At 42.9% G+C, this 13,420-nt stretch carries 16 protein-coding genes and 1 pseudogene; 13 read left to right on the top strand and 4 right to left on the bottom strand.

What is annotated here, in order from left to right; translation table 11 throughout:
- The first annotated feature begins 60 nt into the window (after positions 1-60).
- From PQI28_RS12395 to PQI28_RS12405, 3 genes are read left to right on the top strand one after another with little or no spacing between them, the layout of a single operon-like run.
- Positions 61-633, top strand: coding sequence for a hypothetical protein (locus PQI28_RS12395; RefSeq protein ID WP_339963476.1), 573 nt, complete (start codon positions 61-63; stop codon positions 631-633).
- 16 nt (positions 634-649) lie between these two features.
- Positions 650-1,309, top strand: coding sequence for a hypothetical protein (locus tag PQI28_RS12400; protein WP_339963477.1), 660 nt, complete (start codon positions 650-652; stop codon positions 1,307-1,309).
- Positions 1,310-1,368: 59 nt separating this feature from the next.
- Positions 1,369-2,442, top strand: a complete 1,074-nt coding sequence (locus PQI28_RS12405; RefSeq protein ID WP_339963478.1) for a hypothetical protein — start codon at positions 1,369-1,371, stop codon at positions 2,440-2,442.
- A gap of 109 nt (positions 2,443-2,551) precedes the next feature.
- Here PQI28_RS12405 and PQI28_RS15625 read toward each other — a convergent pair.
- Positions 2,552-3,050: pseudogene (locus PQI28_RS15625) on the bottom strand (IS30 family transposase); the annotation flags it as partial.
- Positions 3,051-3,348: 298 nt separating this feature from the next.
- Here PQI28_RS15625 and PQI28_RS12415 point away from each other — a divergent pair.
- The 7 genes from PQI28_RS12415 to PQI28_RS12445 all read left to right on the top strand — a co-directional run bounded on the left by PQI28_RS12415 (position 3,349) and on the right by PQI28_RS12445 (position 9,919).
- The gene (locus PQI28_RS12415; protein ID WP_339963480.1) at positions 3,349-4,299 is read left to right on the top strand and encodes a hypothetical protein; all 951 of its coding nucleotides are present in this window, start codon (positions 3,349-3,351) and stop codon (positions 4,297-4,299) included.
- 27 nt (positions 4,300-4,326) lie between these two features.
- Complete coding sequence (locus tag PQI28_RS12420; protein WP_339963481.1) at positions 4,327-4,881, top strand: GNAT family N-acetyltransferase; 555 nt, start codon at positions 4,327-4,329, stop codon at positions 4,879-4,881.
- 172 nt (positions 4,882-5,053) lie between these two features.
- Complete coding sequence (locus PQI28_RS12425; protein WP_214696564.1) at positions 5,054-5,299, top strand: acyl carrier protein; 246 nt, start codon at positions 5,054-5,056, stop codon at positions 5,297-5,299.
- Positions 5,296-6,702: an AMP-binding protein gene (locus PQI28_RS12430; protein WP_339963482.1), complete on the top strand. Its 1,407-nt coding sequence runs from the start codon at positions 5,296-5,298 to the stop codon at positions 6,700-6,702. Before PQI28_RS12425 ends, PQI28_RS12430 begins: the two co-directional genes overlap by 4 nt.
- A 49-nt stretch (positions 6,703-6,751) precedes the next feature.
- Positions 6,752-8,203, top strand: coding sequence for an MBOAT family O-acyltransferase (locus PQI28_RS12435; protein ID WP_214696568.1), 1,452 nt, complete (start codon positions 6,752-6,754; stop codon positions 8,201-8,203).
- 21 nt (positions 8,204-8,224) lie between these two features.
- Positions 8,225-9,130 carry a hypothetical protein gene (locus tag PQI28_RS12440; RefSeq protein ID WP_214785446.1) on the top strand — a complete coding sequence of 302 codons (906 nt, stop codon included), beginning with the start codon at positions 8,225-8,227 and terminating at the stop codon, positions 9,128-9,130.
- Between the two features lie 72 nt (positions 9,131-9,202).
- Positions 9,203-9,919, top strand: a complete 717-nt coding sequence (locus PQI28_RS12445) for an alpha/beta fold hydrolase (RefSeq protein ID WP_339963483.1) — start codon at positions 9,203-9,205, stop codon at positions 9,917-9,919.
- A 56-nt stretch (positions 9,920-9,975) separates the two neighbouring features.
- Here the strand turns inward: PQI28_RS12445 and PQI28_RS12450 are convergent, their stop codons facing one another.
- A complete protein-coding gene (locus tag PQI28_RS12450) occupies positions 9,976-10,233 on the bottom strand; it encodes a hypothetical protein (protein ID WP_224863160.1) in 258 nt (85 codons plus the stop codon).
- A gap of 72 nt (positions 10,234-10,305) precedes the next feature.
- Between PQI28_RS12450 and PQI28_RS12455 the strand changes: the two genes are divergently transcribed.
- From PQI28_RS12455 to PQI28_RS12465, 3 genes are all read left to right on the top strand, one after another.
- Complete coding sequence (locus PQI28_RS12455; RefSeq protein WP_339963516.1) at positions 10,306-10,782, top strand: peptide-methionine (S)-S-oxide reductase; 477 nt, start codon at positions 10,306-10,308, stop codon at positions 10,780-10,782.
- 116 nt (positions 10,783-10,898) lie between these two features.
- Positions 10,899-11,420, top strand: a complete 522-nt coding sequence (locus PQI28_RS12460; protein WP_339963484.1) for a sigma-70 family RNA polymerase sigma factor — start codon at positions 10,899-10,901, stop codon at positions 11,418-11,420.
- Positions 11,410-12,081, top strand: a complete 672-nt coding sequence (locus tag PQI28_RS12465) for a DUF3600 domain-containing protein (protein ID WP_339963485.1) — start codon at positions 11,410-11,412, stop codon at positions 12,079-12,081. The genes PQI28_RS12460 and PQI28_RS12465 overlap by 11 nt, the downstream gene beginning before the upstream one ends.
- A gap of 228 nt (positions 12,082-12,309) precedes the next feature.
- On the opposite strand, the gene PQI28_RS12470 is transcribed toward PQI28_RS12465, so the two are convergent.
- Both PQI28_RS12470 and PQI28_RS12475 read right to left on the bottom strand, forming a co-directional pair.
- Positions 12,310-12,552 (bottom strand): hypothetical protein, encoded by a 243-nt coding sequence (locus tag PQI28_RS12470; RefSeq protein ID WP_224863158.1) that lies wholly within the window; start codon positions 12,550-12,552, stop codon positions 12,310-12,312.
- A 19-nt stretch (positions 12,553-12,571) separates the two neighbouring features.
- Positions 12,572-13,204, bottom strand: coding sequence for an HNH endonuclease family protein (locus tag PQI28_RS12475; protein ID WP_224863156.1), 633 nt, complete (start codon positions 13,202-13,204; stop codon positions 12,572-12,574).
- Positions 13,205-13,420: the final 216 nt, after the last annotated feature.

A 13,420-nucleotide genomic window follows, 5' to 3' on the forward strand; every position in this document is an offset into this window, starting at 1 on the left:
TCTAATTAAGGAAATAACTTAGCTGATGATATAAAGCTTTAGGAGAGGGGAGAATCATTGGTGAATCGGAAATGGATAAAAGAAAATCCTGATTTTTTCAAGAAAAATAAGATAGATGGATTAATAGTTTTAAAAGGTAACAGTGATATAAAGGAGGAATTCACAAAATATGCCGTAATGTTTAAAAAGTCCGCACATCTTATTACTGAATATATTTTTGAGAAGGAAGATATTGATAAATTAGACACTTATCTCTTCTCGCTAGCATATCTTTACCGACATAGCCTTGAACTGCTTCTTAAAGCAATAGGATTTAAATACATTTGGGATTTAGAGAACAGAAAAGACTTTATAAAAGAAACGTTTCATAATTTATCCTCGCTTCTTAAAGCAGTACATCCACACATAGTAGATAATGTAATAAGAAATTATGGGGCTTTTCAATGGCTTCAAGCGTATTTTGAAGACATGAATGGTATTGACAAGGAATCGGATTCTTTTAGATATCCTTTTGGAATTACAATGAAAAAAGATCCCTTTGATAACCAAAAGAATTTTGGTATTAAATCGTTCTTCGAAAAGCAAACGCATATCAACTTATTCGCCTTTGCTAATAAGTTGATATGCGTTTGAAATTTTAGAGTGTTATTTGCTTGAGACAGATATAAGAGATGAACTGTATAAAGAATATAAACCGGTATTCTTAGAAGAAGGTGGAGATTACTATTACCAAAGTGTAGTTGGTTATTCTTATAGCAGGGTTAAATTCTACCCATATGTAAAAGCCTATACTGAATCCGCGGAATATCTTTATGATCGTATGAGTAAGAATAGTAATCTTAATGAGATACTTTTTATACCTATGTGCTATCTATATAGAAACGCAATTGAACTTGCTATGAAGGAGATCTTATTCGAAGAATGCTCATATAGCTTTCAAGAAGCCATAGGATTGTTGAATGCAAAGAAACATAGTATTTTAGCTTTATGGAATTCAATAAAATCGGACATTATAAAACACGCTCAGGCTCCAGAAGAAGATACGACATTAGTTAGTGTAGAAAAGTATATTAATCAACTTCATAACATTGATGGACAAGCAGACAAATTTAGGTATCCTACAGATAAGTTCATGAATTTACATTTTAGATCTTCCAAAAAACTTGATATAGAGAACGTATATAATTTTTTCGATGAATTAGCCAATTTTTTAAGTCGTGTATGCATGATGATGTCTGCCCAAAATGAATTGTTAGCAGAGATGGACGCAGAATATAGAGCTAATATGGAAACATTTAGGGAATACTAGTATGGATTATGGAAATGAATTTTTTCTTATAGTTTATTAAAATCTTGAAGGAGCAAGGTATGTCAAATTATATACTAAATTCTATAACAGCTGACGTAGTTTTATCAGTGGACGGGTATGGTTTTCAAACTATAATTGATGATTTCGAGAATGCTAATTATATAAATATTGTTACATACAACATTACAACATATGGTGAATCTGAGCTACTAAGTTTTATAAAGGAAATACCCTTTGATATCCCTGTGAATATAATTTTAAATATTCCAAAGAAATCTTTTGGTAGTACAGATGCATATAAACAAATACAATGGTATTTAAATACTCTAGAGAGACAAAAGTTCAATGACTTAAATATATATTTTAATTTCTCTAATCATGCCAAGCTAGTAATGACAAATAATAAGGCATATATAGGATCGCAGAATTTTTCGGACGCTAGTTCTGGTAAGGTAGAACTTGGAATCGTAGTTAGTAATTCTAATGATGTAGCAAGAATAAATAATAATATTTTTGAAACTATAAAGTCTAAATCTATTAGATATGCTACATCAGATTATATTCTAAAAATGGAAGAGATACATGGAGTTATGAAGGATATATTAGAAACCCTACGATATAATCTCTTTACTTTAGTTGGAGATCCACCCTATACTCCTGAATTTGAAGTGTTTAATATTGATCAAGCTCATTTTCCACAGGAAGAATGGGCTAGATTTAAAGAGCTAGATGAGAGTCTATTTGACATAATTGATAATATTAGTGATGAATATGAACATGTATTTGATAACACCGAGGCAGAAGTATTGAAAGTAGATCTAAAAAATCAATTAAACTCTTTTATTTCACAGTTAGATTGCTTTGCTGAATATTTATTCTCTTGGGAAAGAAATGTCTTTGATAGATTTTATGAAGAGGATAATGGGGACACTGACTCTACTATGGAAAATGTGCTAGGTAAGTTATATGAAGAAAAAGGTTACAAATTTAGTCACCTTAATGGTGAAGAACTACTTGTAATGTTTGATGAAATCAAGCCTATAATTAATGAGATACTTGATTTAGTTGAAGAAATAAAAAACGAAATGTTAAAAAAATCCGTTTACGAAAACCTAGATCTAATTGAAGATTAAATATATGTATTATCAAATATTTTTTAAATAAGTTCCTAAGTATTTTATTTATAATGATCGAGATTAAGTGGTCTGAATGAGCGGGAGATAAATATATGGTGACGGTTTGTCAAATTAAGCGCAACACTTCCTCGGTGAAGGCCTCGTGTGCGGTTTTCCAGTCCAGGCACTTTCTCGGTCGCCCGTTGATCTTGGCGAGCGCATCCGCGAGTTCGCCGTCACCGACCTGCGCGAAGTCCGTTCCTTTCGGGAAGAACTCGCGGAGGAGCCCGTTGGCGTTCTCGTTACCAGGACGAGTATGGATCAGCGAAATAGAGTGGGACGCCGAGCGACGCCTGGATGCGCTCGTGGCAGCTGAACTCCTTACCCCGGTCCGTCGCCGCCGTCCTGAACGCGGTCACGGGGAAGGCGCCGTGCACTGCCTGGATTGCCATCTCCATCGAGGAGGCGCTACGGTCCGTCATCGGAAGGGCGATGTAGAACCGGCTCTTTCGTTCGACGAACGTCGCGACGCATGCCTTTGACTTCCCACGTCCGGAGACGACGGTGTCGAGCTCCCAGTGACCGAATGTCTTGCGTGCACGCACCTCTCTCGGGCGCTTGGCGATGGACTGAATGGACATCCCGAGCTCCAGATAGGTCTCTATTTTCACGCGTTCCGTTGTGGTAAGATGGGTGTAGCTCATGCGATTTCCTCCGTCTGAATGTGTGTTGTGGTGACTTCATTCTACACGAGGAAAGCGTCATGGGCTTTTTTGTGTTCACTTTGGGGTGTTGCACTTAATTTTATAATTCATCTTACTTAAAACAGAAATACAATTGTTGTTGTAAGAATCAACCAGTACAATATAGATAATTACCATCTAAAATTTGTTTTTCATTACATTTGAAGGGGATTCATTACATATGGAATCGAAAGAAGATTCATTGACGAGAAAGCGGACTTCTATGTTTCAACGGTATGTATTACCGATTACGCTTATTTCGTCGCTTGTTGTATCTGGTTCAGTAAGTTACGTAGTAAGCGAATTAAATCAGTCTGAATCAGAAAAAGTTTTTGCAGATGAAGCCTCTCAAAAGAAAATTGAACAAATGCAACAAGAATCACTCGCCGTCATTGAACAGGAAATCCCAAAAATTTTAGACGATTTGAAGGAGTACGAGAAAGATTTATCCGAGGTTGTCACTCAAATCGAGCTAGTAAATAAAAATCTGTTTTCAGTTCGAGATATCTTAGACCAGATTGATTCAGCTACTCTTGTTTTATCGAGTGTGAACAGCGTGGTCAATCACCCGCTATTAGGTAAAATTAGTGGCTATGTAAGTAATGCAAATAGTGCATTGACTGAACTGGACGCCGTTTTATTTCGATTAGAGCATTTGTCAAAAGTAAAAACAGATATGAAGGAAACTCGTGAGCGAATTGAGCAAGTATATAGTGAGTATCAAACGTCACAAGACCCAGCCATTTTAATGAAGATTGAAAAAGAACTAGATTCTGAATTGATTTATCAGATTGAAGATATTCGAAACTCAACTGTGGAGGCACATGACGCGTTAGAAATCTCTTCAAAAGTTCTTTTATCTGTAAACAAAACAGTCGCCACCTATCATTCTTTTCAATCATCAAGTGAACAAGCTATCCAAGCTCTGCAATTTTGGAAAGAGAAGAAGCAAGTGACAAAGATTGATCAAAGTGAACATGAACAACTGATGAAGGAGATTGATGAATCATCTGAACGTTTGAAAGATTTACCGGAAGATTTGGCTAAACGTTCTAATGAAACAATTTCTTCTATCAATTCTGTAAAAACAGAACTCCAAATGATTCGTCTGACAGAAGTTTTACAACATTAAACGTCTTATCATGACAAGGAGACTACGATGAACGATACGATTCACCTCCTAACAGAACGAATCGCTCTCGATTTTCTAACGACCTTTGAACGCTTTCAGGAAACGCATCGTATCTATGCCGTGGATTCAAATGGTGAGCTTTATCAAAAAGACGAGCATTACATCGATGAATGGGATGACGCGAAAAAACAACAGGTCATTGAGATTCTTAACTACTACATCGACCGTGGCGGCGTTGTTGTGGCAACCCAAAAAAGTGAAACGTTACTTGGCTTTGCCGGACTGGATGGACACCTGCTCGGAACGGAAGGCCAGTATTTAAATCTGGGCTTCATTCATGCGAGTCGTCCTAATCGTGGACAGGGGATTGGTAAAGTGTTATTTGAACGTGTCTGTCAGGCAGCAATCGAACGAGGCGCGAAAAAGCTATACATCGGAGCGAACCCGGCCGTCGATACATATCATTTCTATGAAGCGATGGGATGCATAGTAGCCGAAGAAATCGTGCCAGAAATCTATAAAGAAGAACCACTCGATTTGCAACTCGAATATGTTTTATCGTCTCCTGAGACCGCATCGTAACGATGTGGTCTTTTTCATGTACAAAATCGCTCAACTCCAAGCTTTTTCTCCTATGAAGAATTGACCGATTTCGAAAAATTGTGATAGAATCACAAGGCAAATGATTATCATTATCAGTCAATAAGAATAGATGAATTCGAACCGTTAGAGTGAACGTGAAAGGATGAATACAATGAGCACGCTTGAAGCATATAACATGGCATTTAAAAACGGATTGGAATTAGAGGACGATGTGGTTCTCGAGGATATGAAGCTCGGAGAATCGACGGAATGGGATTCGATTGGACACATGACGCTCATCGCAGAAATCGAGGATGCGTTTGACGTCTATATCGACTCGGATGAAATGACGGAGTTCCATTCGTATCAGTCTGGCATCGCGTTGCTGCAGCGCCTCGGTGTGGACATCCAATCATGACGCTTTTTCAAACACTCGAGCAGTACACAGGTCGTGAGGCGGTCTATGCGGACCGTTCTTACACATACGGCGAGATGTTGGAGGTTGGGGACTCGATTTGTCAAGAAGTCGGCGAACGGTCGCTCGTCTTCTGTCTATGTGCCAACCGGGTCGAGTCGCTCTTCGGGTATGTCGGTTTCATTCGAGGACATGTCGTACCCGTCTTGTTAGACGCGGACATCCCAGCCGAGCAATTACAGAAGCTGATGGACCGGTATGAACCGACGCACGTATGGGCACCGGAATCGAGAGAGGATTTGGCAAACTCGTTGGATGCTTACTATGGTTACGGTGGTTACGCCTTGTTTGAAATAGGAGCAACAGTTCACCATGAACTTCATGAAGAGTTGGCCCTTCTGTTGACGACTTCAGGGAGTACCGGAAGTCCGAAATTTGTCCGTCTCACGTATAAAAATCTATCAGCGAACGCCACATCGATCATCGACTATCTCGATATCGATCAAACAGATAAACCGATCACGACGCTTCCGATGAACTATTCGTATGGACTCTCAATTATCAACAGTCATCTATTGAAAGGGGCGACCATCATCCTAACAGATCGCTCGATCGTTCAAAAAGAGTTTTGGGAGTTGTGTCGTGCTGAGCAGGCGACGACGTTTGGTGGCGTACCGTTTCATTACGAGATGTTAAAACGTTTGAAATTTGAGACGTATGATTTGCCAAGTTTGAAGAAGTTGACGCAAGCGGGTGGAAAGTTGGACCCAACGCTCGCCCATCACTTCGCGACGGTGTGTGAAGAAAAAGGGATTCAATTTTTCATCATGTACGGCCAAACGGAGGCGACGGCCCGAATGTCGTACTTACCCGATCGGATGCATGCGGAAAAAGCAGGGAGTATCGGTATCGCCATCCCAGGTGGAACACTCTCACTACGAGACGAAGCCGGAAACGACATCAAAGATGCAAACGTGACGGGCGAACTAGTGTATCAAGGCGATAACGTGTCGTTCGGGTATGCGACCTCATTAGCTGACCTTGCGAAGGGTGACGACAATCACGGTGTTTTACGAACAGGTGACATGGCGTATCGCGACGAGGATGGATATTTCTTCATCGTCGGCCGCATGAAGCGCATGATTAAACTATATGGAAGTCGTATCAGCTTAGACGAAGTCGAGGCCCTCCTTCGAGAGCACGGACATGACTGTGTCTGTGCCGGGGAAGACGACCAACTATATGTGTATACGTTGCAAGATGACGTCGCACGCATTCAAAAAATCATCAAAGAACAAATCAAGGTGAAAGGTGTTCGGGTGATGCAGATTGACGAGATTCCACGTAATTCGTTCGGAAAGATTCGTTATGCCGCATTGCCGAAGCGAGAACTTGTGACCACCTGATCGTCAGGAATCGGTACATCGTCAAGTTTCATAACATCAGGTGGTAAATATGACTTTTATTTCGATTGAATTTCTCTTATTTTTAACAATCATCGTTGGAACCTATTACGTGGTCCCACATCGATTCCGATGGGTGCTCCTCCTCTTAGCGAGCTATGTCTTCTACGCCACGTTGAGCGTCCAATTCATCCCGCTATTGTTGATCAGTACCGCCTTCACCTATGTGATTGGGATTTTGATTGAGAAGCAGGAAAAGAAAGAACAGAAGAAACGGCTCATGTGGGTCGGTGTCTCCGTTCTCGTCTTCTTCCTCGGATGGTTCAAATATTTTAATTTCGTCAATGATTCGCTTCGTTCGTTCGCCGCATGGAGCGGATTTGATTATGATGTGCCGTATAAAGAGATCGTGTTGCCGTTGGCCATCTCGTTCTATACGTTCCAAGCCATCAGTTATGTCGTGGACGTTTCGCGAGGGAAGCAAAAAGCAGAGCGTCATTACGGCTATTTCTCGGTCTATTTCGCCTTCTTCCCGCAACTTGTTGCGGGACCGATTGAGCGGGCGAAAAAGCTGCTTCCCCAGCTGAAGACGGAGCAACATCTCGACTACGACAATATCAGCTATGGGATTCAGCGCATCATTTGGGGATTCTTCAAGAAGACGTTGATCGCTGACCGATTGGCTCCGATTGTCGCAAGTGTATTCAATAGTCCAGATCCGACTGGTTCAGAGATTGTGCTCGCGACGATGTTGTTCTCGATTCAACTGTTCGCCGATTTCTCGGCGTGTAGTGATATCGCCATCGGTTGTGCACGATTGCTCGGAATTCGATTATCGGAGAACTTCAAACAGCCACACTTTGCCGTATCGATTGCCGACTTCTGGAACCGCTGGCACATCACACTTTCGATGTGGTTGCGAGATTATATCTTCATGCCGCTCGCGAAAGGGAAGAAGAAGCGCGAGCAGATTTATGGTGCCATCCTTGCGACTTTCTTAGTGAGTGGAATCTGGCACGGTGCCGCGTGGAATTTCGTCTTATGGGGACTCATTCATGGAATCTATCGTGTGTTCGGAGACCATACGAAGCAACAACGCGAAAAAATGGCGTCATGGGTTGGGTTTGACCGCGTGCCAACACTGCATCGTTGGTGGAAAATCGCCATCACGTTCCAGCTCGTCTGCTTCTCGCGCGTATTCTTTCAATCGCATTCGATGGCAGAGGCATTCTCGCATGCCAAACTGTACGTGACACCCTCTTCATGGGCACCGTCAGGCATGATACAGGCAATTCAAATGTTCTCGTTACTCGATTTGATTATCTTCCTCGTCGTCTTTGTCGTCGTTCACTTGTTCCAACATATTGAACGGACGAAAGGTTCGGCTTGGGATTGGATGGCACGTCAGTCTGCCGTGACGAGCGTGGCCATCAACTTGTTCTTGATTGTCTCGGCCTTCTTGTTTGGCGTGTCGGGCCAAGGATTTGTGTACGGTGGGTTTTAAGATGCAAGGAAAGGAATTAGCATGAAGCGTTTAGGAATTAAAATCGTCGTTGTGTTACTCGTCATGATCGCCATCTTTATTCCCGTCAACGAGTTCGTGAAAGACTCGTGGGAATACAATAATAACCGGGCCGTCCTAGCGTTTAAAGAAGACCCTCATCCTGTCGATATCATCAATTTAGGCACGTCTCATGCGATGTATGGGTATTATTTTAAACCGACCGGATTATCGCATCTCGACTTGGCGTTACCGAGTCAACCGATTGAATATGATTTGAAGATGCTAAAAGAATACGATGAGCACTTGAAGCCAGGAGGGATCGTGATTGTGTCCCTATCTCAAATCACATTCAGCAACTCGGATGTCGGTCGGAAAGCCAATTACTATCGCGTCTTGGACCGTAAAGACATCGAACCGGTCAGCCTGTTTCAATATTATACGCATGAACAGTTCCCGGCATTGAATAGTGGCAGTGTTTATGCCGCGATTTCCCGGGAAATCCGGGATTTTCGGTTTGATGCGCATAAGCCATGGGAGAATGGTGGGCTGAATTACTCCGAGCGTAAGTATGAGGAAGTGGCCGCTCAGTATGAAAATGCCGTGAACAATCATGAGATTGAAGAAAACATGGCTCATTTACAAGACATCATCGACTATTGTAAACAACAAGGGTATCGTGTCGTCTTGGCGATGGAGCCGGTCCACGCGTCATACCATACGTATTTTGATGAAGACGTCATGGAACGCCTCGTGTTTCAGCATTTAGAGAACTTGGATTTAGATGTCCCGTTCCTCAATTATATGGGGGATGAACGATTCATTCATGAGCAGTCATTCTTCCATAACCCGGACCATTTGAACGGTGATGGGCGAACGCTGTTGTCTTCACTCGTTTATGAAGATTTGAAGCGGTTGGGATATTTATAAATTGATGGGCGGCTGTCCATCAATTTTTTTATGCTTTATGATAGCGAAAGGGATGAAGTGAAGGGGGAAACCATGAAAAATCAGCAAATGGTAAAAATCCATGACTGTGAGTTATATGTTGAGTATATTCAACAACATTCAAAGTCAGTGACAATTATCATGGATGCAGGATATGGCGATGATTCTACGACTTGGAGACAGGTGGCGGATGAAGTGTCGACATATGCCAATGTCCTTCTTTATGATCGGGCGGGTCTAGGCAAAAGCGGGACCAGTACGAATCGAAGAACAAGTAAGGAGATGGTTCGAGAATTGCACCAACTGATCAAACAGTTGGATATAGCATCTCCGTTCATTTTGGTCGGTCATTCGTTTGGAGGCGTCAATATGCAATTGTTCGCGTCTGAATATCGAGATGAGGTAATGGGTCTCGTATTAGTAGACACGACACCGAGTGACTATCGAGAACGATTTCTTCCGACCATGTCACGAGAGTTTCAAAACGCATACTCCAAGCAATTTGTGCGGGAAGGGAACTATGATGAATTTATGGAAAGTTTGCACCAAGTGAACCAAGCAAATCTTGATCTTTCAATCCCAACAACAATCATATCAGCAGGAAAGAAAGACTTTTATTCCGCAGAAAATCAGAGGCTGTGGAATGTCTTACAAAAAGAAATGACGGGAATATCTTCAAATGCCACGTTTGTAATTGCAGAGCAGAGCGCACATTATATCCAAAGAGATGAGCCACACTTGATTGTAGAAGCAATTCGAAAGTTAATTTAAACACTTTTAAGTCACGCATAAACGATGGGGATTTATCGCGAGACGAAGCTATATATTCAATCAAAAAGAATGCCTGCGAATGTCCATAATATCACCAGCATCGACAGGAACGAGACGAATACTGTCTGACTCGATACCCGTTGCTCCGCAAAGCGTCGAAATAGTCGTTCGAGGATTGTTTGGCCGATGACGACCGCTAGAAAGATGATTGCCATTTCAGCGAATAGAGAAAAGTCGTTACGAAAAATAAAGGTCATGGCAACAAAGAGGATGATGGAACTGGTCAATGTGGTGAGAAAACGTTGTTTATTCAATCAAATCTCTCCCTTCTCTCATCATTACGTGTATGCTTTAGAAAAGATTCAAATAGACGGGGAGTGATTCACATCGAAACAATCTATTTAGCGGGCGGATGCCTATGGGGTGTTCAAGAATTTGTGAGGACGTTACCTGGCGTCCTTTCAACTGAAGCAGGACGCGCGAACGGGACGACCGATACGTTAGACGGAGAGTATGACGGTTACGCGGAGTGTGTCAAAACAACGTTTGATCCGGACGTAGTGACGGTCGAGGATTTGATGCATTACTTGTTCGAAATCATTGATCCATACAGTGTCAACCAACAGGGGATGGATGTCGGGGAGAAGTATCGAACGGGCGTCTACAGTGAGGAGTCACGACATTTGATGGAGGCGCAAGCGTTTATTGATCGACGCGCGGATGCAGAACGAATCGCTGTTGAAGTCAAACCGCTCACGAACTATGTGCGAAGTGCGGACGAACACCAGGATCGCCTGACGCGTTGCCCGAACGATTATTGTCATATACCGAAAGACTTATTAACAAAATATCAGACCGTTTAATTAACAAAGGTGTCTCTTCGAGATGCCTTTTTCATTTTTCCCAAATGAATAAAGCTAAATGCATAAGTTTCATGTCTAATAAGTGTAAGGGAAAAAACGAAAAGGGGGGACGTTCGATGAAACGTCTCATTCAGAAAGCGCAGCGAGGCAATGACCAAGCATTCTTAAAGATCTTTCAGCATTACGAGGAAGACCTATATCGGATGGCTTATGTGTACGTCAAGAATCCGGACGATGCGCTAGACGTTGTACAAGAAGTCGCTTACCAAGCTTTTAAAAAAATCGGGACGTTACGGGAACCACAATTTTTGAAAACGTGGCTGATGAAAATCACCATCAACTGTGCACTCGATGTGATGAAAAAAAGACAGAACGTGATTCACTTGAATGCAGATGTGGAAGAGGTTTTCGGGAGTGAACAAACAGATCTTGCGATGACGATGACACTAGCTGACATGATGGAGTCCCTTCATGAGGACGAACGCAGTGTGGTCGTACTGAAGTATTACCAAGACTATACGTTTCAACAAATCTCAGATTTATTGGAATGGCCGATCGGTACGGTGAAGACAACTTTATATCGAGCTGTAGCTAAATTGAGACGTGAATGGAAGGAGGCCGATTGCTATGAATCATGAGATGAAACGAATGTTGGCGGACATCGAAATCCCAAGTGAACTGCGTGAGCGGAGTCGCCAAGGTGTGAAGCGAGCGAAACAAGAAATGCGGCGGGAACCAGGATTTATCCGTCGGCGGTTGATGACGGTCGGAATTGCGGCGGCACTACTCATCCCGACTGGTGCATTCGCCTATCAATCCCTGCTAGCAGATGAGTTATACGGTTCGTTTGACGAGATGAAAGTACATATCGTCAGCGCTACTTTAGAGAAATATTTGTTATTGGACGCCAAATTGAATCAAGCGAAAGGGGTGTTCGGTGAGGCAGAGTATGAGGAGTTCAAGCAAGGTTTGAGCGTCTTCACGGATACGCGAATCGCCTATGGAAATGCGAATGGAAACGTTGATTATGAAGCAATTCCGAAGACGGAACGAGCTGAAGTGAAGCAGGCACTTGCCGACATTCAGCCATACTTCGATCAATTGAACAACCAGCCTGTTGCACGTGATGTGTTGACTACTGATGAATATGACGCATACATCGAAGCGCTCATGCGAGAAGAGTCGATTCGGGTACGTGCTGGGGAGTACGTTGAAGACATGCCGGATGAGTTACGACAGTCTTATGAAGAGGCACTCGCGATTATTCGGGAGGTCGATCGGAAGCAACAACAAAACTAGTCAGGGTTCATGAGGATGGGAAAATATGTTATCTTCATCATGTTCTAATTCAGAAAATGAAAAAGAGGTACAAACATGTTCACATTCGGAATCATTGGTGGCGCAAGTCTTCTTTTAGTTGCGTTTATCTTCGGCGTGACGTATCTTGTCATCCGATCCATTATAAAAATGATGAAAAAGTAAAAGAAGGAGTCGGTCACTCAAATCGAGTGATGGACTCCTTCATTTTTATGTCCGCTCGAGAATGTTCACGAGCATCTGATGGATGACGTCATGGTCGTTCGGGTCATGCAGTTGATATGGACTCCCGGGGAGCGTGTATACATCTTTCGCTCCGACGTACGTGATGTGGAGTGTCAAGGAACCATCTTCCTGACACGCCGTCGTCAATTCCAAGTCACCACTGATGACACCGACTTCTTCCGTCATGACACCGTGGGTTGCCTTGAATGTAGAAGTAAGTTTGTTCATGAATGACTCCTTTTCTGTCTCAATAAATACAAGCGTTGATGGCTGTCGTGAGTGCTGACTTCTCTGACGATTGAAGGCTCAAGCCCCAACGGCTTTTCGTCTCGACCCACATCTTCGCATACGCACAACGCGCGCCGGTGCGAGGGGGTTGCCATGTCGATGGATCTTGGTCTCCTTTTGAGCGGTTCGATGAAGCGGACACCGCGATCAACTGAGGACCGTTCAAGTCGTTCGCAAAGCTCTGACGTTTGGTTGTCGTCCAGCTGCTTGCGCCAGAGCGCCATGCTTCAGCGAGCGGAACGACGTGGTCGATATCGATGTCAGATGCTGATGTGAACGTCAAACCGTCATAGTAACTGTACCATGAGCCCGTCGTTACCGGACATTGGTCGACGACCGAGTCAGCGTCCCGTTTCAAGACGATATGACGCGTGTTACAACCACTTCCTTGACTCGACCAGTGCGGGAAGAGGTCCCGACTGTACCCCGTCATCGACCCTTCATTTTTGACCGTGAGCGCATTCAGTTTTGTGAGCGCATCCGCTTTCGAAGGAATATTCGGTGGGAATGCAGAGACCGGTGTCGCGTCAAATGACGCGGCCACCCAAACAAGCAATGTGACGAGTGCGACAGACATGAGTTTCTTCAACATAAAAAGCCTCCTACTATGTATTTGGAATGAACACTTGTCGAAGCAAGTGGGCAACCTTTCATCAACCAAAAAGTGAGACAAACATCACGCAATAAATTCAACTTGATCATACACAGGACGATTTTGAAAAAGTGTGAAAATCTGCAAAATGATTAGAAAGACTATCGCAAATCCTTCTCTAGCATTAGCGAACGCCCTCGTGTTATTTCTTTGGAA

Source organism: Exiguobacterium sp. USCH10, assembly GCF_037619445.1.
Lineage (GTDB): Bacteria > Bacillota > Bacilli > Exiguobacteriales > Exiguobacteriaceae > Exiguobacterium > Exiguobacterium aestuarii_A.